The 24906-nt window shown below is 51.1% G+C and carries 25 protein-coding genes; 13 read left to right on the forward strand and 12 right to left on the reverse strand.

From position 1 onward, the window contains the following. Nucleotides 1-33: 33 nt before the first annotated feature. The 5 genes from rsmG to pyrE all read right to left on the reverse strand — a co-directional run bounded on the left by rsmG (nucleotide 34) and on the right by pyrE (nucleotide 4978). A complete protein-coding gene (rsmG, locus tag HZU75_RS07280; protein WP_373279641.1) occupies nucleotides 34-684 on the reverse strand; it encodes a 16S rRNA (guanine(527)-N(7))-methyltransferase RsmG in 651 nt (216 codons plus the stop codon). Beyond that, nucleotides 681-2594: a tRNA uridine-5-carboxymethylaminomethyl(34) synthesis enzyme MnmG gene (gene mnmG, locus HZU75_RS07285; RefSeq protein ID WP_180308469.1), complete on the reverse strand. Its 1914-nt coding sequence runs from the start codon at nucleotides 2592-2594 to the stop codon at nucleotides 681-683. The genes rsmG and mnmG overlap by 4 nt, the downstream gene beginning before the upstream one ends. Before the next feature lie 295 nt (nucleotides 2595-2889). After that, on the reverse strand, nucleotides 2890-3660 hold the full coding sequence (gene ppgK, locus HZU75_RS07290) for a polyphosphate--glucose phosphotransferase (protein WP_180308470.1): 771 nt from the start codon (nucleotides 3658-3660) through the stop codon (nucleotides 2890-2892). An 80-nt stretch (nucleotides 3661-3740) separates the two neighbouring features. Then, on the reverse strand, nucleotides 3741-4325 hold the full coding sequence (locus HZU75_RS07295) for a DUF4124 domain-containing protein (protein WP_180308471.1): 585 nt from the start codon (nucleotides 4323-4325) through the stop codon (nucleotides 3741-3743). 5 nt (nucleotides 4326-4330) lie between these two features. Then, nucleotides 4331-4978 (reverse strand): orotate phosphoribosyltransferase, encoded by a 648-nt coding sequence (pyrE, locus tag HZU75_RS07300; RefSeq protein WP_180308472.1) that lies wholly within the window; start codon nucleotides 4976-4978, stop codon nucleotides 4331-4333. 68 nt (nucleotides 4979-5046) lie between these two features. On the opposite strand from pyrE, the gene HZU75_RS07305 reads away from it, so the two are divergent. The 3 genes from HZU75_RS07305 to HZU75_RS07315 all read left to right on the forward strand — a co-directional run bounded on the left by HZU75_RS07305 (nucleotide 5047) and on the right by HZU75_RS07315 (nucleotide 8329). Further along, nucleotides 5047-5820 carry an exodeoxyribonuclease III gene (locus tag HZU75_RS07305; RefSeq protein ID WP_180308473.1) on the forward strand — a complete coding sequence of 258 codons (774 nt, stop codon included), beginning with the start codon at nucleotides 5047-5049 and terminating at the stop codon, nucleotides 5818-5820. 59 nt (nucleotides 5821-5879) lie between these two features. Next, nucleotides 5880-7142 (forward strand): AmpG family muropeptide MFS transporter, encoded by a 1263-nt coding sequence (locus HZU75_RS07310; RefSeq protein WP_180308474.1) that lies wholly within the window; start codon nucleotides 5880-5882, stop codon nucleotides 7140-7142. A gap of 95 nt (nucleotides 7143-7237) precedes the next feature. Beyond that, nucleotides 7238-8329 (forward strand): hypothetical protein, encoded by a 1092-nt coding sequence (locus HZU75_RS07315; RefSeq protein ID WP_180308475.1) that lies wholly within the window; start codon nucleotides 7238-7240, stop codon nucleotides 8327-8329. Here HZU75_RS07315 and HZU75_RS07320 read toward each other — a convergent pair. Then, the gene (locus HZU75_RS07320) at nucleotides 8301-8660 is read right to left on the reverse strand and encodes a GIY-YIG nuclease family protein (RefSeq protein WP_180308476.1); all 360 of its coding nucleotides are present in this window, start codon (nucleotides 8658-8660) and stop codon (nucleotides 8301-8303) included. The two genes, HZU75_RS07315 and HZU75_RS07320, sit on opposite strands and share 29 nt — an antisense overlap. 97 nt (nucleotides 8661-8757) lie before the next feature. After that, nucleotides 8758-9048 (reverse strand): BON domain-containing protein, encoded by a 291-nt coding sequence (locus tag HZU75_RS07325; protein WP_180308477.1) that lies wholly within the window; start codon nucleotides 9046-9048, stop codon nucleotides 8758-8760. Between the two features lie 211 nt (nucleotides 9049-9259). Between HZU75_RS07325 and nudC the strand changes: the two genes are divergently transcribed. Both nudC and HZU75_RS07335 read left to right on the forward strand, forming a co-directional pair. After that, entirely contained in the window at nucleotides 9260-10072 is an 813-nt protein-coding gene (gene nudC / locus HZU75_RS07330; RefSeq protein WP_180308478.1) for an NAD(+) diphosphatase, read from the forward strand. A 132-nt stretch (nucleotides 10073-10204) separates the two neighbouring features. Continuing rightward, nucleotides 10205-10831, forward strand: a complete 627-nt coding sequence (locus tag HZU75_RS07335; RefSeq protein WP_180308762.1) for a choice-of-anchor C family PEP-CTERM protein — start codon at nucleotides 10205-10207, stop codon at nucleotides 10829-10831. A gap of 28 nt (nucleotides 10832-10859) precedes the next feature. On the opposite strand, the gene HZU75_RS07340 is transcribed toward HZU75_RS07335, so the two are convergent. After that, nucleotides 10860-12017, reverse strand: a complete 1158-nt coding sequence (locus HZU75_RS07340) for a benzoate/H(+) symporter BenE family transporter (protein ID WP_180308479.1) — start codon at nucleotides 12015-12017, stop codon at nucleotides 10860-10862. Between HZU75_RS07340 and HZU75_RS07345 the strand changes: the two genes are divergently transcribed. The 3 genes from HZU75_RS07345 (at nucleotide 12004) to HZU75_RS07355 (ending at nucleotide 14161) form a co-directional block, all read left to right on the forward strand. Further along, nucleotides 12004-12225, forward strand: coding sequence for a hypothetical protein (locus HZU75_RS07345; RefSeq protein WP_180308480.1), 222 nt, complete (start codon nucleotides 12004-12006; stop codon nucleotides 12223-12225). The genes HZU75_RS07340 and HZU75_RS07345 overlap by 14 nt on opposite strands. A gap of 90 nt (nucleotides 12226-12315) precedes the next feature. Further along, complete coding sequence (locus tag HZU75_RS07350) at nucleotides 12316-13218, forward strand: DMT family transporter (protein WP_180308481.1); 903 nt, start codon at nucleotides 12316-12318, stop codon at nucleotides 13216-13218. Between the two features lie 205 nt (nucleotides 13219-13423). Further along, nucleotides 13424-14161, forward strand: a complete 738-nt coding sequence (locus HZU75_RS07355; protein ID WP_180308482.1) for a chemotaxis protein CheB — start codon at nucleotides 13424-13426, stop codon at nucleotides 14159-14161. Nucleotides 14162-14225: 64 nt separating this feature from the next. Here the strand turns inward: HZU75_RS07355 and HZU75_RS07360 are convergent, their stop codons facing one another. Beyond that, nucleotides 14226-15854, reverse strand: coding sequence for a methyl-accepting chemotaxis protein (locus tag HZU75_RS07360; protein ID WP_180308483.1), 1629 nt, complete (start codon nucleotides 15852-15854; stop codon nucleotides 14226-14228). Nucleotides 15855-15963: 109 nt separating this feature from the next. Between HZU75_RS07360 and HZU75_RS07365 the strand changes: the two genes are divergently transcribed. The 5 genes from HZU75_RS07365 (at nucleotide 15964) to HZU75_RS07385 (ending at nucleotide 21898) form a co-directional block, all read left to right on the forward strand. After that, complete coding sequence (locus HZU75_RS07365; RefSeq protein WP_180308484.1) at nucleotides 15964-16533, forward strand: sugar O-acetyltransferase; 570 nt, start codon at nucleotides 15964-15966, stop codon at nucleotides 16531-16533. Between the two features lie 3 nt (nucleotides 16534-16536). Continuing rightward, a complete protein-coding gene (locus HZU75_RS07370; protein WP_180308485.1) occupies nucleotides 16537-17499 on the forward strand; it encodes a hypothetical protein in 963 nt (320 codons plus the stop codon). Nucleotides 17500-17520: 21 nt separating this feature from the next. Continuing rightward, a complete protein-coding gene (locus HZU75_RS07375) occupies nucleotides 17521-18558 on the forward strand; it encodes an MliC family protein (protein WP_180308486.1) in 1038 nt (345 codons plus the stop codon). 338 nt (nucleotides 18559-18896) lie between these two features. Further along, a complete protein-coding gene (locus HZU75_RS07380) occupies nucleotides 18897-20492 on the forward strand; it encodes an ABC transporter substrate-binding protein (RefSeq protein ID WP_180308487.1) in 1596 nt (531 codons plus the stop codon). A gap of 113 nt (nucleotides 20493-20605) precedes the next feature. Beyond that, nucleotides 20606-21898 carry a GGDEF domain-containing protein gene (locus HZU75_RS07385; protein WP_180308488.1) on the forward strand — a complete coding sequence of 431 codons (1293 nt, stop codon included), beginning with the start codon at nucleotides 20606-20608 and terminating at the stop codon, nucleotides 21896-21898. Nucleotides 21899-22019: 121 nt separating this feature from the next. On the opposite strand, the gene oppF is transcribed toward HZU75_RS07385, so the two are convergent. The 3 genes from oppF to HZU75_RS07400 are packed head-to-tail and all read right to left on the reverse strand — an operon-like array spanning nucleotide 22020 to nucleotide 24906. After that, the gene (gene oppF, locus HZU75_RS07390; RefSeq protein ID WP_180308489.1) at nucleotides 22020-23009 is read right to left on the reverse strand and encodes a murein tripeptide/oligopeptide ABC transporter ATP binding protein OppF; all 990 of its coding nucleotides are present in this window, start codon (nucleotides 23007-23009) and stop codon (nucleotides 22020-22022) included. Beyond that, entirely contained in the window at nucleotides 22999-23994 is a 996-nt protein-coding gene (locus tag HZU75_RS07395; RefSeq protein WP_180308490.1) for an ABC transporter ATP-binding protein, read from the reverse strand. Before HZU75_RS07395 ends, oppF begins: the two co-directional genes overlap by 11 nt. Nucleotides 23995-23997: 3 nt before the next feature. Further along, entirely contained in the window at nucleotides 23998-24906 is a 909-nt protein-coding gene (locus HZU75_RS07400; protein ID WP_228028230.1) for an ABC transporter permease, read from the reverse strand.

The raw sequence follows: 24906 nt of genomic DNA on the forward strand, positions 1-24906 counted from the left end.
GGCAAATCGACGCGCTGCAACAACTTGCCCTGCTTAGCCCTGCTTGCGGATATGCACCAAATGCCGCTCAGCGTCCAAGCCAGGCACTTGCAGCGCATCAATATGATCGACGTATACCGACGCAGGCAAACCTGCCACTTCCTCATGAGGGTATACCCCTTTCAGCGCAGCCCACTCACCGCCATCAGCCAACAGATGCTCCGTCCAGCGAATAAAGTCGCCCAAATCGGCAAAAGCGCGCGAGGTAATCACATCAAACTTCGCCTCAGGCTCCACCGCTTCAACGCGGCCAGTAATAATACTGACGTTGGGCAATTGCAATTCCAGAATCGCCTGACGCAAGAAGGTCGTTTTTTTATGGTTGGAATCGAGCAAAGTCAGTTGCCAATCGGGGCGTGCAATTGCAAATGGAATGCCCGGCGTACCAAAGCCCGAGCCCACATCGACCATGCGTAATGCACCTTCCGGCAGGTATTTCAATGGCGCCAGCGAATCAAGCAGATGATGCGTCACCATGCGCTCAGGCTCACGAATCGCCGTCAGGCTGTAGGTTTTATTCCATTTTTGCAACAACGCCACGTAGGCCAGCAATTTGCTCTGCTGAGCAACATCGAGCGGCAAATTCATTTCTGCCAAGCCTTGCGCCAGCATGGTCCCCAAATAGCCATTCATTGCGTCGCTCATTGCACATCCTTTACTGCCGATTCATCCGCTGCCGCCGCCATGCGGCTTTTCTTGATGTATACCACCAACAACGCAATCGCCGCTGGCGTCACGCCAGAGATGCGCGAGGCAATACCGAGCGTTTGCGGACGTTGTGTACTGAGTTTTTGTTGAATTTCTTTCGACAAACCGGGCACTTGGGTGAAATCAAAATCATCCGGCAGGGCCACATCTTCCAGCGTATCGCGCTTGGCCACTTCGCCTTGCTGACGCTCGATATAGCCTTGGTATTTCACTTGAATTTCGATTTGCTCAGCGACTTTTTCATCGGTAACGCCGGGGCCAGCGACTTCCAGCGTCATTAAGCTGGCGTAATTAACTTCGGGGCGGCGTAACAGCTCGGCCAGCGTATATTCACGCTCAATGGCTTTGCCCAATACGCGCTCGGCTTCAGTGGCCGCCAAGATGCGCGGGTTCACCCACGTTGATTTCAGACGCTCGAACTCTTTTGCGATCGACTCACGTTTTTCGCTAAATAGCTGCCATTGCTCATCGCCTACCAAACCAAGACGGCGACCGTGTTCAGTCAAACGCAAATCGGCGTTGTCTTCGCGCAGCTGCAAACGGAACTCGGCACGGCTGGTAAACATACGGTATGGTTCGGTAACGCCCTTGGTGATTAGGTCGTCGACCAATACCCCCAGATACGCCTCATCGCGACCCGGGCACCACGGCACTTCGTCACGTGCGTACAGCGCCGCGTTCAAGCCGGCAAACAGACCTTGCGCTGCGGCTTCTTCATAGCCGGTGGTGCCGTTAATCTGACCGGCAAAATATAAGCCTTTGATGGCTTTCGATTCAAAACTGTTTTTCAGCGCACGCGGGTCAAAATAATCGTACTCGATCGCATAGCCCGGACGCAAAATGCGTGCATTTTCCAAGCCTTCAATCGACTGCAAAGCCGCGAGCTGAATATCAAACGGCAAGCTGGTCGAAATGCCATTTGGATAGAATTCGTTGGTATCCAAACCCTCCGGCTCAAGGAAAATTTGATGGCTTTCTTTATCCGCAAAGCGATTGATTTTGTCTTCGATACTCGGGCAATAACGCGGGCCCACGCCTTCGATTTTGCCAGTAAACATCGGGCTGCGATCAAAACCGCTGCGGATAATGTCGTGCGTTTTTAAGTTGGTATGCGCGATCCAGCATGGCAGTTGTTTCGGGTGCATCTCGCGCGTGCCGCGCAGCGAAAACACCGGCTCCGGCGTGTCGCCCGGCTGAATGCCGAGCACGTCAAAATTGATTGTGCGGCCATCAATACGGGGCGGCGTACCGGTTTTCAGGCGCCCCACCGGCAATTGCAATTCGCGTAATTTTTGCGACAAGGTGATTGAGGCGGGGTCGCCCGCGCGACCGCCGACGTGGTTTTCAAGGCCAACGTGGATTTTGCCGCCAAGGAAAGTACCCGCCGTCAGCACCACCGCGCTAGCGCGAAACTCGATACCGATTTGCGTGACCGCACCAACAACTTTATCGCCATCCAAAATCAAATCGTCAACGGCTTGCTGGAAGAGATCGAGGTTTTCTTGGTTTTCCAGCATATGGCGAATCGCGGCTTTATAGCGCACGCGGTCAGCCTGCGCCCGAGTTGCACGCACCGCAGGGCCTTTGCTGGAATTGAGGGTTTTAAATTGGATGCCGGACATATCGGTCGCCAGCGCCATCGCGCCACCTAGCGCGTCGACCTCCTTAACCAAGTGGCCTTTGCCGATACCACCAATCGATGGGTTACAGCTCATCTGCCCTAAGGTCTCGATATTGTGCGTGAGCAGCAAAGTTTTGCGCCCCATCCGCGCGCTAGCCAGCGCAGCTTCGGTGCCAGCATGGCCACCACCAACAACAATCACATCATAACGAGTAGGGTAAAGCATGGCACACGGCCTCAAACAGCGGTAAAGGGGCAATATTCTACGCCAAAACAGGCACTTGGGTAAGCAAGAATGTTTTCTATCACGCCCCGCAAAAACCAATACTTGCTGCAGTCTTGACGAGATGCCACGGTCATTATCTTCGTGATAACCCCCATGCTTAGCAATAAAATCATCACCAATTCAATATCTTAATTCGGCCCTGCTCCGACATAAAAACAAAAGCCCCGGCTTGGCCGAGGCTAGATGTATATTGATAAAAGCCAGTCTTAGAAAGACTTAGCTGGCTATACGTCATTTAAACATTAAATTGTTTGGCTGCTTCCAGTGCTGCGCCCACAATGCCGGCTTCATTTTTGAGTGATGCAGCAACCAACTCGAAACGTAGATTCTTCATTTCTGGAATGAATTTTTCGGCTTTCTTGCTCACGCCACCACCCACAATAACCAAATCAGGCGAGAACAATAGCTGTAGATGCTCCAAATAGGCATTCAGGCGCGGGTTATATTCTTTCCAGCTTAAGTCTTTATCTTCTTTCACTTTGGCCGAGCAGTATTTTTCGGCAATCATATCTTTCGGGAAAATAAGATGACCAAACTCGGTATTGGTGATCAACTTGCCATCCACGATCAAGGCACTACCAATCCCAGTACCCAAGGTAATCACAATAATCTTGCCACCCCGACCTTTGGCAGCGCCAAACATCACCTCGGCAGAGCCTGCGGCATCGGCATCATTGAGTACAATCAGCGGCAACCCTGTGGCATCACCCAATATTTTCTGCGCCGGAGCATTAATCCAGCTTTGATCGACATTCGCGGCCGATAAGGTCACGCCATTGTGCACAATCGCCGGAAAGGTACAGCCAATCGGCCCTTTCCAGTCAAAATGCTCAACAATTTGCTTCACCACTTTACCCACGGCTTCCGGTGTCGCCGGTTGTGGGGTTTCAATACGGTGGCGTTCTGCCACTAATTCGCCGGTATCAACATTGACCGGGGCACCTTTAATCCCTGTACCACCGATATCAATTCCCAAAACAATACGTGGAGAGGCTGCAGTCGTCATGATGTATTCGTCGAAAAAAGGGTGGGTGGAGTGTGCCATTAAGCGCTAGGCACACCAACAAGTTAAAACCCGTATAACGGCTAAGGTTTAACCTGACGCAATTGAATCAGGCGTGCTTTATCGGCTTCGGCTTTTTCTTTAATGCGGATCAGTTCCTGATCCTGCCGTGCTAATGATTCATTAATTGAATTAATTTCATCTCGATTTAAATCAATTTCTGTCTGCAAATCATTTGGAATCGGCTTTTTCGATTTAGCCAAGCGCTCAGTTTGCTTATTGAGGCGGTTGAGGCGTTCCTGCAAGGTTTGCAGGCGCAAACGGTTGGTTTGTTGTGCAGCGCCCAAGGCCTCGATCTGCCGATCACGCAAGATATCCACTTCTTCAGGCGTTGAAAAAGACTGGAGCAAAGCACGATCTTTCCGCCGTTGCTCAATTTCTTTCTGTTTTTGCGCCTGTAACGCAGCACGCTCGGCTTCGCTCATACTGCTGCTGGCATTGCGTACACGTCCAGATTTATCTAGCTCGGCCACACCACCTTTGGTTTGGCCGGCTGGCGGCTTATCGCTATATTGCACTTTACCCGTTTCGTCCACCCAGCGGTATAAACCAGCCTGTGCGGTCGAAAATGAAGCTGCAAATAAAATCAAGACCAGCCAGTCACGCATAGACACTAACCCTGTTGGATGCCGTATTGGGCACGATAATTCTGAACTTTCGCCAGATTCTCAGTCATTCCTTCTTGGTCTGCAAGGAAACCTAACAAATCTTGCAAAGATGCAATAGGAATCACCGGAATACCGAATTGCTGCTCGACTTCTTGCACCGCCGACAAGTCGCCTTGACCACGCTCCATCCGATCGAGCGCAATCAGCACACCAGCCGGTTCAGCGCCCGCAGCACGAATCATATTCACAGATTCACGTACCGAAGTACCCGCCGAAATCACATCATCAATAATCATTACGCGGCCTTTGAGCGGGGCACCAACGAGTACACCACCTTCGCCGTGATCTTTGGCTTCTTTACGGTTGAACACAAACGGTACGTTGTGGCCGGCGTTGGCTAATGCCACAGCCGTCGCTGAAGCCAACACAATGCCTTTATAGGCAGGCCCAAACAGCACATCAAACTCAACTTTAGACGCCAGTGCCGCTTGCGCATAGAAACGCGCCAACTCACCGACCGACGTTCCGTCGCTAAACAAACCTGCGTTGAAGAAGTACGGCGAGTTACGGCCAGCTTTGGTGATAAAATCGCCAAAACAGAGTACTTTCTGCTCAACGGCAAAGCGGATGAAATCTTGACGGAAGTTGGTCATGGGATAGTCCTAAAGCTGAATTTCACAATAACCGTAAGCATAGCATTGATTGAACAAGGATTTGCCGCGTGCGCATTATTTCTGCCAATTTGAATGGGATTCGTTCCGCCACCACCAAAGGTTTTTTCAACTGGCTCGCCAGCCAAAACGCCGACGTGGTCGGGGTGCAAGAGTTAAAAGCGCAAGCGGCCGATATCAAGCCAGAGCATACGCCGACAGAGTTTCATGCTTATTTCCACTACGCAGAGAAAAAAGGCTATAGCGGCGTTGGCCTGTATTGCCGCCGCAAACCAGACGAAGTGATTACCGGGCTCGGCATTGAAGACATCGACGCCGAAGGTCGTTACCTCGAAGTTCGCTTTGGCAATTTATCCGTGGTCTCGCTGTATTTGCCATCGGGCTCGTCTTCGGAAGAGCGGCAAGACGTCAAATTTAGCTTTTTGGAGCGGTTCTGGCCGCGCCTCAATGAGCTACGCGAATCAGGCCGTGATGTGATTATCATGGGCGACTGGAATATCGCGCACCATGAGATTGACCTAAAAAACTGGAAAGGCAATCTGAAAAACTCCGGTTTTCTGCCCGAAGAGCGCGCATGGATGACCCAATTACTCGGCAGTGGGTGGGTTGATACGTGGCGCACACTGTATCCAGATGTGCCGGGCTACACGTGGTGGAGCAATCGCGGCCAGGCGTATGCCAAAGATGTCGGTTGGCGGATTGATTACCAAATTGCAACGCCAGCGCTAGCAGCAACCGCAAAGGCGGCGAGCATTTATAAAGACGAAAAGTTTTCCGATCACGCGCCGTTAATCGTCGACTACGACTATCCGCTCGCGCCCTAATACACTAGCCATGTATTGCCACATATAACAATCATTAAAAGCTCTAGAGCAATATACCCATGAATATCAATCACTATCTTGCGGTTTTTAATAATCGCCGCATCGCTGCGGCGATGTTTTTGGGTTTTGCCTCGGGCTTGCCGCTGGCGCTCACTGGCTCAACACTGCAGGCGTGGCTTTCAGATGCCGGTCTGGACATTAAAACCATCGCGTGGTTTACCTTGGTCGGCCAGCCGTATACTTGGAAGTTTTTGTGGTCGCCGCTGATTGATCGTTTCCCGATGCCGTTTTTGGGGCGTCGCCGTGGCTGGATGCTGCTGGCACAATTGGCTTTGGCGGGCGCAATCGCCGCGATGGGCGGGCTCGATCCGCAAACGCATCTGGCGACGTTTGCCGTACTGGCGCTACTGGTGGCGTTTTTCTCCGCCACGCAAGACGTGGTGATTGACGCCTACCGTACCGAAACACTGCATCAAACCGAGCGTGGCGCGGGTGCTGCGGTAGGCGTATTTGGTTACCGTATGGCGATGCTCACCTCGGGTGCGCTGGCTCTGATTCTGGCCGATGGCATTTTGAGCTGGCAGCAAACTTATTGGGTAATGGCGGCGATTATGGCGGCCATGGCCTTGGTCACGTTATTCTCACCCGAACCGGACGTTCAGCATCAAGCACCCAAATCGCTACGTGAAGCGATTATCGAGCCACTGCACGAGTTTTTCAGCCGCGATGGTGCGATTTTACTGTTGGTCTTGGTCGTGGCGTACAAATTGGGCGATGCGTTTGCCGGTAGCTTGTCGACCAAATTTTTACTCGACATGGGCTATGTGAAAACCCAAATTGGCTCGGCCAATAAAGTGTTTGGCATGATCGCAACCATCGTCGGCGGCTTTGCCGGCGCGGTGCTGATGGTGCGCTGGGGGCTGTATCGTTCCTTACTGGTGTTTGGCGTGCTACAGGCGCTGACTAATCTAGGCTACTGGCTGATTGCGCTGCACGGCGCGCCGAGTTTGCCGCTGCTGTATTTTGCAATTGGCGGCGAAAATCTGGCGGGCGGCATGGGCACAACGGCAGCGGTCGCATTGCTGATGAGCTTGTGTAATCCGCGCTTTACCGCCACGCAATTTGCGCTACTGTCAGCGCTCGCTGCCTTTGGCCGTGTGTATGTCGGCCCTGCTTCGGGCTATTTGGTCGTCGCACTTGGTTGGGCGCATTTTTTTGTTTTCTCGGCGATTGTCGCCATTCCCGGTTTACTGTTGGTGCTGTATTTACGCAAAACCATCACCGCACTGGATGCGCCACGTGACTTAATCGACTCCGACTGATTGATCCACACCCATGCAACACTAAGCCACGCAGCTGATTACAAAGTTGTCAGCATTTGCCATGATGTGGCCACCCAATTTATCTGGATCACATCATGTTGCGCCCTATTGCTCTGTTTACCTTATTAATGGTCTCTGGCTTGTCTCAAGCAGCACAGCCTTGGGAAGGCGTTTGGCGCGGACAAATTGGCAGCTACCCCATCACCGCCTGCCTTCAGGCCGATGAATACAATTCGCGCGGCCTGTATTACTACCAAAAACATCTCACTCCAATTGGGCTATCGCTCAGCGATAAAGCCCCCAAAGCCATCAGTCAGTGGGAAGAAAATGGCAGTGCAGCCAAATGGGAAAATGTCTCAGTGGGTAAAGATGGTGTGCTGCAAGGCACTTGGCGGGATAAAGGTAAAAGCCTGTCGATTAAGCTTAACCCTGTTCCAAGCACAGGCGATGCAGATCAGGCTTGCCTGAGTAATGAATTTCATCGTGCACTAGAAACACCGGCCAAAATCAAAAGTAAAGTCGAGCAATTCGATGGGCAAAATTATCTCGAAGCTTGGCTAGACACCTCGGACGAAGACAACCGGATCAGCCGAATTGTGGTGGCTGCCACCGCCTCAGAGCAGCCCAAACTGAACGCTGAAGTCGTCCGAGCGCTCAAAGCAGATCAGCAAGAACAATTTGAATGCTTGCGTAGCGCACTGGTGTATAGCGGTTATGCGGGCAATCTGAGCCAACAGAGCAAGCTGAGCTTGCTCACCGCACATTGGTATGTCATTGAAACCAATAGCAATGAATTTTGCGGTGGTGCCCACCCCAATTACGGCACCAACTACCAAACTTTCCAACGAGGCAAAGCCGAGGAAATCAATGTTTGGCAATGGTTTAACAGCACCGCGGTGACATTCGATGGCCAATTTGCCAAACCCAACAAACCATTGCGGCAGTTATTGGTGCAGGCTTGGGAAAAAAACGCCGATGATGAGTGCAAAAACATTGGCACAGATGAAGACGTATGGAATGTATCCCCCAGCAAAACTGGCCTGATGTTTATGCCATTTGTGTCACATGCTATGTTTGTGTGCAGCGATCAGGTTGAAATCACTTATAGCAAACTTGAAAAGCTGCTTAGCCCGCAAGGCAAAGCAGCCATTGCCAGCATTAAAGCTGATCTGAAACAACGACAATAGGTATATCTTCAAAAACCAAACAAGGAGAAGGCTCTAGCCAAATACCCTTCTCATTTTGTGCAAACCGCCCAGCCAACTGCGTTAAATCGCCTGCAATCCAGCAGCGCTTTTGTTGCACACTAAGCTGCTTGATGGCGTATTCGATTTTTTGCGCCACGCTGCGATTAATACACGGCAGCGTGAGGGCAATAGACTCAGGGGGATGCGCGCGCGTGTATTTGGCGCCTTTGCCAGCCTGATGCGCCGCAAAACGCTTGGCCACATCAACGGCCACGCCGGTGTACAGACTGCCATCACGGCATTGCAAAATATAAACGAACCACGGCTGCATACTGCTTAACCCAAAGCCAATTTCACCCAGCCGCAACAATACCCCAAAATGACAAAACCCCGCAGTGCGGGGTTTTGTTTTGCATACATGCTAAGACTTAGTTTTTTGGCATGATGTCATTAAAGACAAATTTGATGCCTTTGATTTGCTCGGCAATCATACCAGCCTGTGCCATTTGCTCACCTTCGTTCACTGAACCACTCAGTTTCACGTCGTAGGTATCAACTGCTTTCACTTGAATATCGAACGGCTTCAGGCTTGGATCGGCGTCCAGCGCAGCTTTTGTTTTCATTGCCAAACAACCCCAAACGCAGGCAACATCAGACGCTTGAGCAGTATTAAAAGTGGCAGCCGCGAGCAAAATCGCGATCAGGGCAGTACGTTTCATCTTCAGTCTCACTTGTTAGTATCGAGCCAATTAGGCAGGTATGACACTGATTCTAAAGGGCTAACATTACAGAATTGTTTAATTTACGCGACAAGCATAAAAACCATTCCAGTTGCACAAGTGCATTTCTGCTGCCAGATTCGCGGCAAAGCGTCTGGCTTGGTAAACTAGACCACTCCTGCTCGCTCCGAGCCCATCACGATGGCTGCCAATGCTACCGAACGACTTCACCCCAGCCTATACCCCTATCCAGCATATTGACCCAAAAACCGTCATTATTGCCTTACACGGTAATACTCTGATATGCAATTCAAGTGGGCTCGCTAATGCGGCGCAATTGGCAACCCTCCCCCCAGCAGAGCGCATGCTGATTATTGGCTACTGGCAAGGTCAAGCGGTGCAGCTAATGTATTGGCCCACTGGCGTGCTCACGCTACCGGCAAGCTTGCAAGCGCTGGAGCTGCGCGCAAGTCATGCCCTCATTGGCGACACGCTATGGCTGCTGGCAGGCCGAGCCAGCCAGCTGGCAAGCTTTTATCAGACCCATCGCTTTTGTGGCGTTTGCGGCGCGGCTACCCGCTTGCTGGAGCACGAAGCCGCTTGCGAATGTACCGCCTGCAGCCATCGCGTCTGGCCACGGCTATCTCCGGCCGTTATGGTACTCATCCGGCGCAGTGGTGCGGCCGGTGAAGAATTTCTGCTCGCACGCTCACCGCATTTTCGTGCCGGCATGTATAGCGCAGTCGCTGGCTTTGTTGAGCCAGGTGAATCACTGGAACAATGCGCCCATCGCGAAGTACTCGAAGAGGTTGGCGTGCAGATTACCAATCTGCGCTGGTTTGGTAGCCAGAGCTGGGCTTTTCCGCACTCATTGATGCTGGCTTTTATTGCTGATTATGTGGCGGGGGACATTGTCTGCCAGGCTGGTGAAATTGAAGATGCACAGTGGTTTTCAATCAATGCCTTACCAGAATTACCCAGCGAATACAGCTTAGCCTACCGCTTGATCTCGGCATATTGCTAGTATCTTGCTCTGACAACAAAAATTCCATGTGAATTAGCCCACAATCCTTTCCAAAAAAGAAAGCATTCCATTGTCATATTCGATTTATTGCCTAAAATTTGAACCTTATTCTTATTAACAGGGTTTTAAAGTATGAAACGAATTGCTTTCTCTTTGCTGATTTTATTGGCGGGACAAAGTCACGCCGCCGCATTTCAAAATGGCAGCTTTGAATTAGGCTCATTCAGTGGAACGCCGGCATTCGATACCATTGGCGCTGGCAGCTCGGCTATTACTGGCTGGCAAGTTCTTGGGCATAGCGTCGACTGGATTAATCAATCTTTCTGGCAATCTTCCAATGGTCGACTGTCTATTGATCTGAATGGCGCAGGGTTTGGCGGGTTAGCACAAACATTCGACACCATCGCCGGCCAACGTTACACAGTGAATTTTGATCTGGCGGGAAATCCCGATCGACAATCTGTGAAAAGTGTTGCCGTTAACGCCGGTGACTTTAGTCAGACCTTCCTGTTCAATAGCGTAGGCCACTCTTTTGGCAATATGGGTTGGAGCAAACAAAGTTTTAGCTTTACTGCACAGGCAAATCAGACGACGCTGTCATTTGTCAGCCCAACGAACGATGGCAATACCTATTGGGGTGCGGCATTGGACAATGTGAGTGTGCAAGTAGCGCCCGTACCTGAACCAGAAACCTACGCGCTGATGGGCCTTGGCTTGTTAGGCCTAATCGCGTCTAGACGCCGTCGTATTCAGAACTAAAGTATCCACAGCCCAGTAATCTGGGCTGTTATTTTTTCAGCACCAGCGTCGCAATCCCACCCGCAATCAAACCCCAAAATGCAGCACCAATGCCAAACAGCGTCAAACCAGACGCAGTCACCACAAAAGTAATGATTGCCGCTTCGCGGTGCTGCTCGTCTCGCACCGCTAATGCCAAACCATTGCCAATAATATTCAGTAAAGCCAAACCCGCCACCACCATGACCAGCTCTTTGGGAAAAGCGGCAAATAGTGCGGCCACCGTGGCGCCAAAAATACCAACCAATAGATACATCAACCCAGCACAGACCGAAGCGACATAACGTTTATTTGCCTCTTCATGTGCATCTTTACCCATGCAGATAGCCGCGGTAATTGCGGCTAAATTAATCGCAAACGCCCCAAACGGCGCAAGCACGATGGTCGTCAGCCCGGTCCAGCTAATAATTGGAGATATCGGGGGGTTGTAGCCATTCGCGTGCAGCACGGTCACCCCAGGCACATTTTGCGATGCCATCGTCACCAAGAATAAGGGCAGCGCTACACTGGCCAGACTTTGCCAACTGAACTCGGGGCTCGTCCACTCCGGTTGCGCCAAGGCAAACGAAATACCCCCTAGATGTAATTGCCCCTGAATAGCGGCCAATAAAACCCCAACGAGTAATACCCCAACTATTGCGTAGCGTGGCTGCCAACGCCTTAATAGCAAATACACCATGATCATGCTCAAAGCCAAGAGCCATTGGCTTTGCAAGGCCGTAAATGCCCCAAAACCAAAGCGCAGTAACACCCCCGCCAGCATCGCGGAAGCCAGCCCCATGGGAATCCGCTGCATTGCACGCTCAAACCAGCCAGTTAACCCCATCAATAAAATCAGTGCACCCGATACAATAAATGCGCCGATGGCTTCGGGCATACTCACCCCCGCCACACTGGTCACCAATAGCGCGGCACCGGGGGTCGACCATGCTGTCACCACGGGAACGCGGTAACGCAGAGAAAGACCGATACACGTGAGCCCCATTGCCAAACCCAAGGCCCACATCCAAGACGCAGTCTGCGTGGGCGTGGCATGCAGCGCTTGCGCCGCCTGAAACACAATGACTGCCGAGCTGGTAAAGCCCACCAAGACCGTAACAAAACCCGCGACCAGCGCAGAAAGCGAAAAATCATTGAATAAGCGCATCTGTACTCCTAGCTATGCTGGCGACATTCTGGCGTTTTTACTGAGCGATGACAAACACAGTCGATATGAGAACATTTGGTTACAGCAAGCCCAGTTGACGGCTTACAAAGAAGGAAGGCATGATCAAAGCATGAAAGCCCATACCGATTACCTGATTGCCCTACATGCCCACGCTGCTGCGTGGAAGCTAGTCGCGCCTGCGCGCTAGCGTTTGCCTGTTTTGGCATCGTTACCGCGGATTCCTCACCGCGGCAGGCGATCCCTCCTCGGTGCTAATTCGTTCACCAAGGAGAAGCTGATGTTACAACGTCTTTCTGCACGCTTTAATTCATTCCAAATAGGCGTTGCGCTTGCCATATTTGCGGCCACCGGTTTTGCTGCAAAAGCCATTTTCGTCAAACTCGCCTATCGGCATGGCGTTGATGCCATCACCTTGGTCACAATGCGCATGATTGCCAGCTTGGCCTTGCTGCAGTTGATCCTATTTTGGCAACCTCGCCGCAGCGCGCCCCTTAACCGCCAGCAAAAATGGGCCTTATTGGGCTTGGGCCTGCTTGGATATTACTTATCAAGCACATTAGATTTTTTAGGCTTACAAACTGTGAGCGCTAGCTTGGAGCGGCTGATTTTATGCCTTTATCCAACCTTTACCGTACTATTTGGCGCACTGATTTTTGGCTTCCCAATTTCATCACGAATCAAAATTGCACTGCCAATTAGTTATTGTGGAATGGTACTAGTATTGTGGCCCGACTTGCTCAACGCGAAAGCGGATTGGCTTGGCGTGACGTTAGTGGCCGCCAGCACTGTGAGTTTTGCGTTGTATATGGCGCTCAGCCCTAAAGTGATCCAGCAAGTAGGCTCAATGCGCTTTACGGAGTTAGCGCTGACGGTGTCTAGCCTAGCCATGTTTTTACAATATCTGGCCACTCGGCCTTTGGCTGTTTTATTTGCACAACCCAGCATCGTTTGGCTATACGCCTTACTTATGGCCGTGTTTTCGACTATTTTGCCAATTTATGCGACCAACGCCGCAATGCAAAGAATTGGTGCCAGCCGAACTGCATTGGTGGGCAGTTTTGGCCCCGTGCTGACCATCGTGTTTAGTCTGGGCTTATTGGGCGAAAGCTTGACGCCTATCCAGTGGCTGGGAGCGGGGATCGTCCTAACTGGAGTGTGGATTGTTAGTAAAAAAGGATAAGCAATCAAATGTGCACCAGAGTTTGCTAGGCAGATCTGGTGCGCGTCTGCTATCACGATAAGTAAGCCATGTTGCCAAATTGATTCCGCTAAACAGAGACAAGCCACCAAGGAATAACCTCAATGCCGACGCCTCCAATCACCGCGCCGCAGCGATTGCATACTGCCTGCACTGACTGCGCACGCCTCAGTAGGATTGGGATGTAATGAGCTATTCCGGGTTTTCATCGCTAAGCCAATCGACATCACGCAGCACTTCGACTGGCGCTGCCGCGAGTGCCAGCTCAACTCATTCAAGCATTCAGGAACGGATGGGTGCGCCTAAGTTGAACGCAGATGCCATTATGCCGCCGCCTGACCCGCTACAGCGCATTCCACCTACTGCCAAAGTTATTGCAATCGGCACCTCAACTGGTGGCACGCAGGCACTGGAAGTCATCCTGCCTAAGCTGAAAAAAAGTTGTGCGGGTTTGGTGATCGTACAGCACATGCCGGAAAAATTTACCGGCAGCTTTGCCAGCCGCTTAAACAGCTTATGCGAGATAGAAGTACGCGAAGCACGTAATCAAGATCGAGTTGAGCCAGGGTTGGCGTTGATAGCCCCAGGTGGCCGCCACATGCTGCTACGGCGCAATGGCATGCAATATTACGTAGAAGTGCTGCAAGGCCCATTGATTAACCGGCATCGGCCTTCGGTAGATATGCTATTTCGCTCCGTAGCCTGCGCAGCGGGACGCAATGCCGTGGGTTATATTTTGACCGGCATGGGCGATGATGGGGCCCGCGGGCTACGTGAAATGTACGATGTAGGTGCAAAAACCTTTGCCCAAAATGAATCTAGCTGCGTGGTGTTTGGTATGCCCAAAGAGGCTATTAGCCATGGTGCTACGCGCGACATTTTGCCGTTGGATCAAATTGCAGCTTCAATTAGTCAATTTCGTTAAGGCTACGTGCCACAAAAAAATGGATCGCATCGCGATCCATTTTTTTGTAACTACCGAACGTAAATCAGCGCACTTTAAAACGCAAAACAGTTTGTGAGAGCTGGCCAGACATTGATTCAAGCCGCGAAATTGAATCAACCATATTACGTACCGCCAACGAATTCTCTTCCGCCATTTGCGCAATTTGCTCAACATTGACCGCAATATCACGCGCAGCCATACGTTGCTCTTGCACCTGACCGGTAATCCCATACACCGATTGCATCACATCAGAGCTGCTAGCATTAATCCGGCCAATACTGTCGCTGGCCTGATTAGCTAGCGTTAATCCTTCACCCACTCGACGACTGCCATTACTCATTTTAACAACCGCATCTTGGGCACTGCCCTGTATCGTGGCCACCATGGCGGTGATCTGCGAGGCGGATTGAGTTGTTCGCTCGGCAAGTTTTCGCACCTCATCAGCCACCACGGCAAAGCCGCGCCCCAAATCACCCGCACGAGCGGCTTCAATCGCGGCATTAAGTGCCAGCAAATTGGTCTGATCTGCAACATCTTTAATCACCACAACAATGCTGCCAATTTCTTCAATACTGCGCCCTAACTCGGTAATTTGTTGCGCTGCACTACCAACCTCACCCGAAATTGCCTGCATTTCATGCGCGGCAGCAATCACATCGCCACTGCCCGTTTTGGCTAGCTGCCCCGCATTACGGGCGAGCTCTTCGGCATCAACCGAGTTTTGGGCCACCTGATCCATACTGACACTCATTTCTTCCACTGCAGCCGCCATATTGCTGGCCGAAGCCGATTGCGCATCGGTACCAGCATGGATCTGCTGCGACGCCTGGCTCAAGGTACGCGCGGCGTGTGCCACATCATGCGAATTATCGCGAATCTGCCCAATAATCTGCGTTAGGTTATCCTGCATTTTCTTTAACGAGGATAGCAACATTCCCAGCTCATCCTGCCCCAAAGTTTGGCCGCGCCAATCATGCGTTAAATCACCAGCCGCGATTTTTTCTGCGACCTCACCGGCTGACTGTAAGGAACGAATAACCTGATTGCCAATCACCCAAGCAAGCAACAGACCAACGACCACCGCCACCGCAGCAACAATTAAGATCACGCTAAATGCGGCCGTCGCACTAGTGGCAACCACTTGTTTGCCGGTATCCATGACTGTGCCTTGATGTTGCACCAGTTTTCCTACGGCATCCCGATAAGCATTGCTGACGGGGGCATAGGTATTATTGATGAATGCGGCACCGGTTGTTCGATCGAGTTGTAACTGACGCAATAGTGCAGTTTTTTGCTGGTTGATGGCCAAACTCTGCCGCATTACATCTTGTAAATCTTGCGTAGATTGCGCATCTAACCGCATCGATTTAAGTTTGCCAATGAGTACTTCGGCTTTTTTATCTAGCGTATCGAGCTTTTTCAGCTCTTTATCCATTTCATCGTAATCATCTGCCAAAGTGGCATTGCGAAATAGCAAGTCCGTTTCGTAGGCCACGGTAATTAACTCATTGGCGGCAACTGCGGCTGGATAGCGCTCGCTGACTAGCTCATCAATTTTCTGATTTATCGTTCCCAAGCCCAATAATGCAGCAAGGGTTACCACTACCAATAGCACCAAGACCAAACCAAAACCCGCCATTAAACGAGTCTTCACGCCCCAATTTTTCATCATGCAATTTGCTCCCCGGTGTTAAAAACACCAATCCTTACAATCACAGCTGGCATATACTGTGCGGATGGGTATTATACGCTGAATTAGCATTTGCTTATACGGAGCAGGTATGTCAAGCCATATTCGGAAATTTGCATTTGAGGACATCGGCAAGCACGATAGGTCCACCGAGCACGAGCTGATCAATCGCTACAACTCGCTAGATAACGAGCAGAAAGATGAACGTACAGCGCTACTCAAAGAAATATTTGCGCAAGCCGATGAAGTCATCATTAACGGTAAACTCAATATTGTCGGTGGCAAATTAATTAGCCTTGGGCGCAAGGTGTTTATTAACGTCAATGTTGAAATTGCCGCAGCAGCCCCGATCAGCATTGGGCATCACACTCTGATTAGCCCCAATGTTCAAATTCAAACCGGTACGCACCCCGTCGACCCGACTGAACGCCAGCAATGGGCATTTTGGGCCAAACCCATCACGATTGGAGCCAATGTCTGGATTGGTGCGAATGCCATTATTTGCCCTGGCGTTACTATTGGTGACCACAGCGTGATTGGCGCTGGTAGCGTTGTTAGCCGTGACATCCCTGCGTGCTCACTGGCAGTAGGCAACCCCGCTCAAGTGGTTCGTCAATTGACGCCACCCGATGAATCGACGCTATACGCGAAAAACCCCTAAATCATGTTTGCCGCACTGAAAAATCTGTTCCAAAAAACACCCGCAACACCGAAAGCCGCCCCTGAATTAGTTGATATGCTGGTCGAAATTGCCAGCCCGACAATTAAGCTGGCTCGCAAATATCAGGAGCGGCTATCGCCTTATGTATATTGGGCAGAAAGCCATGCGGCACAATTCACCGCACGCTGGCCCGCTCCGATTGCGCTGACCACGGAGCAATGGCGGCAACAACGTATTTTGCAATTATTGTTTGCAACGCCAGCGCGGATGGGTGAATTATTGGGGCAGCATCCAATGCTGCATAGCTGGTTTGCTCATCATCCGTTTATAGACACTTGCTATGTCGCTTTCACAGCCGATTCACGCCAAAAAATGCGCTATGGAATGGTCGAAGATGGGGGACAAATCCGGCAGGATGTCCCGCAACAAGTGCTGCAATTTAGCGGCTATCGTATCCATTCGCCAGCCGAAAGTGTTGCCGAGCTATTGCAGGTTGGCCCCAAACGTATTCTGGAATTAGTTGCGGCACAAACCAACCTGCATATCCAAACTCTAGAAGCCGAAAAAGCACAACTCGATGCCGAGCTACTGAATGCCCGCACTATGTTGCGCATGGCGCAGGCGCATAGCCCAGAATATGCCCATCAACAAAACCGCATTAATACCCTGACTGAAGAGCTGCAACGCAGTAATATCGCCCGCGGCCCCGATGCGCTATGTGAGTTATTCATCACCGAGCTGGCTGCAACCCCTGACATCCTCACCTTGGAGCAACAAACTGTAATCGTTGACGCCATGGGAGTCATTGGCAGTGGTCTGGGAGATGAACAAAGCATTGAACTGAGTGAATTGGTATTACAAAATCAAAACCCCATTCGCAAATTGCTGCTGATTCTGGCTATCCCGCGAGATCTACTGCAAGCACCATCAACACCGACCACCTTTACCGGCGAAGCGCAATTTTAGCCTCGCCCACCTGGATTTAGCATGAAACGACTGTTACTTACTTCCTGTCTACTCATTAGTTCTGCCGCTTGGGCCCAATTCAATGTCACTTTCCGCTGTGCCAGTGGCGAGATCTTCCAGGTGAGCAGCGTGGGGCAAGATCAAGTACTGCTGCAGCGTGGCCTATATCAGCCAGTCGATGGGCCGACCCGCCTGAAATTACCGCAAGTGATCAGCGCTTCTGGCGCTAAATATAGTAATGGGGAATACAGCGTCTGGCTCAAAGGCGATGATGCACAGCTATTACACGGTGAAAAGCCGATGGCGCAGGATTGCAGCGCTTCACGTGATAGCGAGCCCCTCACCCCAATCCGCGATGCATCCAGCGGGATTGTGTTTATTCCACCAGAACGCTGGCTCGCCAAAGACGTCAAATTAACGGCCAAAGCAGGGACTGATATTCCGGTATATGGCAAGATCGCCTCGCATCAACTGGAATACGTGTACCAAGATGCGCAAGGCGTACAAGCGCCCCTGCTCACCTTGCTGGTGGTACCTAGCTCCCACTTTGCCAAAATGACACCGCCAGCCAATAGCGTTGAATTAGGTCGCGATAGTCAGCGAGTGTATCTCGCCCAGCTTGCTAGCCAAAGCCCGTTTGCAGCCAACAGTGAGGCCGCGCAGCAATTTGCATTACTACGCACCAACTTGGATGAAGTGCGACAAAACTTCTCACTCTATGGCGTAGTAATTCATCAAGCCGTAGAAACTATCAGCGCCAAAGTAAGTTGGCTCGATCGCGCCTTAAGGCCGGGCACAGAGCAAGTAGTCGAGCTCTATGTGCAAGAAAACGACAAATTAGGCGAGTTAGTCGCACAACAAAGTCAGATTTTAGAAAAAGGCAGCCCACGCGGTGCCGTTCTGCGTTTTGATCCTGCGGCGATCAACCCCAAACTGGATTACGTGGTCATCGCTAAGCTACTTCAGGGCAACCGAGTACTTCTGAAAAGTGAACCACAGCCGGTGCTCACGAAAGGGCATGGCCGCGACGCCATGCTCATTATGAGCAAAAAACACTAGGTATATATCAGAACGATAGATTTACATTAACATTCAGGCATATACATTGGCATGTATATGCCTGAATGCTCCAGCAACACCCTCGCCCGTTCACCTTTGCTATTTAGCGCGCAGCTAGCCAAGTACGCAATCCCGGTCACACAATTCCGCCTATCCCAGCCAACCTGAGCTTTGCATTGCATGTCAGCTTGGAAACGCCTATCTACTAAATGGCTCAGCCTAGCTTTTCTGCGCTAATACGTGCGGGATAACCCGAATGTCAGAGCGTAGCTGCTCCGTCTACGATTAACCAGTCCAACTCAATGTAAGAGTGCGTCGCACTCGTGTGGAGAAAAAATATGACGTTGAAAATGCGCAATTTATTACTCGGCAGCACCATCGCCCTGATCGCTGGTACAGCCAGCGCGGCAGGCACTTTGATTTACTGCTCGGAAGGTAGTCCAGAAGGTTTTGACCCTGCACGTTATGTAACTGGCACCACATTCGATGCCTCTGCCGAAACGATTTTCAATCGTCTGGTTGAATTCACTCCGGGTTCAACCCAAATTCGCCCGGGTTTGGCCGAAAAATGGGAAGTGAGCTCAGATAATCTGACCTACACTTTTACGCTGCGCAAAGGCGTGAAATTCCACACCACACCATACTTCAAACCAACACGCGACTTTAATGCCGATGATGTGATTTTCACTTTCAGCCGTTTCACGGATAAAAATCACCCGTTTAATAAAGCCGCACCAACTGATTTCCCATACGCCTCCGATATGGGCATGGACAGCAATCTGGTTGCCATTGAAAAAGTTGATGCCAATACTGTACGCATGAAACTCAAATCAGTGGATGCTGCGTTCCTACAAAACTTGGCGATGTCATTTGCGTCTATCCAGTCTGCCGAGTACGCCGACAGCCTGCTTAAAGCGGGTAAAGCAACACAATTGAATACTCAGCCAATCGGTACTGGCCCATTTGTCTTTAAGTCATACCAAAAAGACGCCAATATCCGCTATGACGCTAACAAAGAGTACTGGCGTAAAGGCGATGTCCAAGTTGATAAGCTAATTTTTGCGATCACCACGGATGCATCAGTACGCTACCAAAAGCTGCAAAAAGGCGAGTGCCATGTTATGGCCTATCCAAAACCAGCTGATTTGAAAGCTATGCAAACCAATCCTAAGCTCACGGTACCTACCCAAGCGGGCTTTAACACTGGCTGGCTCAGCTACAACGTAAAACACAAGCCATTTGATAAGCTGGAAGTGCGCCAAGCTCTCGACATGGCGATTAATAAAAAATCGATTATTGATGCCGTATTCCAAGGCGCAGGTCAGCCTGCGACCAGCCTTTTCCCGCCAACTCAGTGGTCGCACAATAAAACCCTGAAAGACGCTGCCTACAACACTGCCAAGGCCAAAGAGCTCTTGAAAAAGGCTGGCGTGGCAGAAGGCACGGAAATCGCACTGTGGGCGATGCCAGTACAGCGTCCGTATAATCCGAACGCTAAATTGATGGCCGAAATGATCCAGAATGACTGGGCCAAAATCGGTATCAAAGCAAAAATCGTGACCTACGAATGGGGTGAATACATCAAACGTGCGAAAGCAGGTGAAGCGGATGCGATGTTGATTGGCTGGACCGGTGATAATGGGGATCCTGATAACTGGGTTGGCCCAAATATGAGCTGCGACGCTATCGGTGGTAGCAACTATGCCCAATGGTGCCACAAAGAGTTTGATGGTTTGGTACTGAAAGGCCGCAATACCATTAACCAAGCTGAACGCGTGAAGATCTACGAAAAAGCGCAGGCGATTATTAAAGCGGAATTACCAATCACCACAATTGCACACTCAACGGTTTACCAACCAATGCGCAAAGAAGTGACCGGCTTTAAGATCAGCCCATTTGGCTTAAATTCGTTCTATGGCGTTGGCTTGAAATAAACCAGCAGCACTGTAAAAAACCGGCGTTAATCGCCGGTTTTTTTATGCCGGCAATACTGACACTCACAAGCTTGTGTCTATAGTGGATTATTCCGCCACGATGGATATCCATTATGCAAACGCAGTCCATTCACATTCTGCGGCATGCCATGGCAATACTAGTTGTACTCTCGGTATCGCTTTTGCTATGGCAACACTACGGCATGACCAAGGTACTGCGTCTGGATGCCAGCACGCCGAATGCGTATCAGCCAGTGGATGATCGCAGCCAAGGCGGGCTTAGCCATGCCGAAGTAAGCCGTCAAAATAACGCCATGGTGCTGCAATGCGACATTCGCAAAAGCGCCTATCAGTGGCCCTACTGCCAGATCCGGATCACACTTGCCCCGATGCCCAATGGGATAAACCTAGCGGGCTATGATTACGTCATTTTTGATCTTAGCCGTTCAGGCCCGGGGCCAGAAAAGGTTCGCGTCTATCTGAATAATTTTGAAACGCAATCGAGCGTCAATGATTCCACCTCGCTGAAAGTTAATGAGCTACTGCTGGATATAAAAAACACTCAATCAGCCATCCCGCTTAATCTATTTCGTGTCGCCTCGTGGTGGGTGGAATATAAAAATATTCCGCTGATTGATACCGATATGCGGATTAATAATGTACCGGTCATTGAAATCTCCACGCCCGGTTTTGCGCCGGAAGGTAAACATTCGATCACAATTCGCTCGATCGAGTTTTACGGTAAATGGATCAGCCAAACTCGGTTATTGTTTGTCATCGTCGCAAGTTGGTTGGCGTTTGGCAGCGGCTGGCTAGGGTTTGAATTGTTCGCCTATCGCCAACGGTTGCAGCAGGAAAAAAAACAGCGGGATGACTTGGAAACCATCAATCGGGTATTAGAAATACAGGCCGAGGTACTGAGCACTAAAGCGCAGCTTGATCCACTAACCGGCGCATTAAATCGCGATGGGCTCCGTGAATTACTGCAAAAAGAATGGCCGCATACCTTACCCGCCGATGCGCAACTGAGCATTCTGTTTGCTGATTTAGACCACTTCAAGCAAATCAACGATCGCTACGGTCATGCAATTGGGGATGAAGTGCTCAAACAGTTTGCCAGTTTGGTTAAAAGCAAAATTCGTAAAACGGACGGCTTTGTGCGCTGGGGCGGCGAAGAGTTTCTGATTGCCTGCCCGCATATGCCGGCCGAATTGGCGATCGGGCTAGCAGAGAAAATCCGCAGTAGTATTTGCGAAGCACAATGGCCAGAATCAATTGCCGTTACTTGCTCTTGCGGTGTCGCCTCGCTGGTCGCTGGTGAGGACTTTGATGGTTTGATTGAGCGTGCGGATAAAGCACTTTATCAAGCTAAACGGGGCGGTCGCAACCGAGTTGAAGTTGGCTAAATTACACAGGTATTGTCATACAGGCCAATTGATATAATGGCTGCAACAACATACTCTAACACCCAATTAAAAGCCCGCGATAAACGCGGGCTTTTAATTGGCAAATCATAGCAAACCCGGCTTAATCTGCGATCAAGCAGCTCACTTGCGTGCGCGCATCCACCACCCGCAACTGTGGCACTTGTTCACTGCACAAAGTTTGCGCTTTCGGGCAACGCGTGCGGAACACGCAACCCGATGGTGGATTGATCGGCGATGGCAAATCACCATGCAGAATCTGGATTACTTTATTGCGTTCCAATTCTGGATCGGGAATCGGAATCGCCGACAACAAGGCTTTGGTATATGGATGGCGCGGGTGATCGTAGAGTGCGTGCTTTTCCGCCAGCTCCATTTCGCGGCCAAGATACATCACCAAAATACGGTCAGAAATATGCTTCACCACGGCCAGATCGTGCGCGATAAAAATCAGCGCCAGCCCCATCTCTTGCTGCAGCTCTTTCAGCAAATTGATGATCTGCGCCTGAATTGATACATCGAGCGCCGATACCGGCTCGTCACAAATAATCAGTTTCGGCTGCAAAATCAACGCACGCGCAATGCCGATCCGCTGGCACTGGCCGCCGGAAAATTCGTGCGGATAGCGGTTAATCTGCTGTTCGGTCAGGCCGACGCGCTGCATCATCGCGCGCACGCGGTTCATCACTTCTTCTTTGCCCAGCTCTGGGTAATGCGTGTGCAATGGCTCGGCGATAATTTGCGCCACCGTCATGCGCGGGTCGAGTGAGGCCAGCGGGTCTTGGAAAATCATCTGGACTTCGCGGCGCACCGCTTGCCATTCTTTGGCACTGGCTTTGTGTAGCTCGCGGCCTAACCAGACGATTTCCCCCCCGGTGGCCGGAATCAGATTCAAAATGCCGCGCGACAGCGTAGATTTACCACAGCCAGATTCACCCACGATGCCGAGCGTTTCACCGGCATGCAAATCAAATGAAATCCCATCAACAGCTTTCAGCGTACGTGTCGGCTGAAAAAAACCTTTGTCACTTTTTACCTTAAAGTGCACCTTCAAATCGCGCACCGACAGGATGGGGGTTTTATCAGCGGACATGGCTTAACTCCTTCAACTGGCGCACTTCATCCAGCGATTTATGGCAGGCGCGCTGCACGCCGCTATTCAATTGAATCAGACTTGGGCGTTCCTGATGACACTGCTCGCTCACCAGCGTACAGCGTTCACTAAATGCACAGCCCTTGGGCATGTGCGCCATATTGGGTGGATTGCCCGGAATCGATACTAGCGTATCGCCGTCGTGATCAAGACGCGGCAAGGCGCCCAACAAGCCAACGGTGTAAGGATGACTAGGCTGGTAAAAGACCTGATCGGCCGTGCCCTGTTCCATCACACGACCACCGTACATCACCATCACACGGTCACACAGACCGGCCACCACACCCAAATCGTGCGTAATCATCACAATTGCGGTACCAAAATCACGCTGTAAATCACGCATCAGGGTAATAATTTGTGCTTGTACCGTCACATCAAGCGCCGTGGTTGGCTCGTCGGCGATCAGCACTTCAGGTTCGCACAATAGCGCCATCGCGATCATCACCCGCTGGCGCATACCACCCGAAAACTCGTGCGGGTACATATCAACACGGCGTGCCGCCTCGGGGATTTTTACCGCTTCGAGCAATTCAATCGCGCGGGTTTTCGCCGCCCGACGCGTCATATTTTTGTGCAACTCCAACACTTCCGTCATCTGGCGCTCTACGGTCAGATACGGGTTGAGCGAGGTCATCGGGTCTTGGAAAATCATTGCGACGCGGTTGCCACGAATACGGTTCAGCTCGCGCGTTGGCATCGTGAGCAAGTTTTTGCCTTCAAACGATACGTCGCCAGTGGCTTTACCATTTTTGGCCAGCAAGCCCATCATCGCGAGGACAGTCTGGCTTTTACCCGAGCCAGATTCGCCTACAATACCCAAGGTCTGCCCACGATCAAGCTCAAACGAGACACCGTTAACCGCGCTGACCACGCCATCATGCGTGGCAAAATCCACGCCTAGATTATTTACAGATAATAAAGTCATGGCTTATCTATCCTTTGGATCGAGCGCATCGCGCATACCGTCGCCGATATAATTCGCACAATATAAAGTCAGGCTGAGCATGACACCGGGAAACAACAACATCCACGGCGTGTTTTCCATTACTGCGGCGCCGTCGTGAATCAACACACCCCAGCTGGTCATTGGCTCTTGCACGCCAAGGCCCAAGAAAGACAGCACCGATTCGGTCAAAATCACGCCCGGCACCGTGATCGTCGTGTAAATCACCACAATGCCCAACAAATTAGGCACGATATGACGCAAAATCAGCTTATGGGTTGGTACGCCAATACAGCGGGCTGCTTCAATGAATTCCTTGGATTTGAGCGACAGCGTCTGGCCACGTACCACGCGCGCCATGTCCATCCAGCTAAATACCGTGATGGTCAGTACCACCAGATAAAACTCACGGCCCAGCAAGGTCACCATCAAGATGGCGATCAGCAGATAAGGCACGGCATACATCATGTCGACAATCCGCATCATGATGCTATCGACTTTACCGCCCAAGAACCCTGCCGTTGCACCCCACAAAATACCCAGCGTAACGGAGGCCAAGGTCGCCATCAGGCCAACAAACAAAGAGATACGCCCACCGATCAAGGTACGCACGAGTAAATCGCGCCCCATCTCGTCAGTACCAAACAAATGCCAGTTTTGTAATGTCGGGCCCAGACCCATTGCATCCCAATCGGTCGCATCATAGTCATGTGGCAACACCATCGGGCCAATCACACAGGCCAAGGCAATAATAGCCAGCAATACCAAGCTAACCAGTGCTGCTTTATTCCGCAAGAACCGACGGCGCGCATCCGCCCACGGACTACGGCTGGCGATTTGTGGTGCTGCCATCACTTCGGCCGCTGCCTCAAGAATTTCTTTATTTTTATTCAT

It is taken from the genome of Chitinibacter fontanus (genome assembly GCF_013423785.1).
In the GTDB taxonomy this organism is placed as follows: domain Bacteria; phylum Pseudomonadota; class Gammaproteobacteria; order Burkholderiales; family Chitinibacteraceae; genus Chitinibacter; species Chitinibacter fontanus.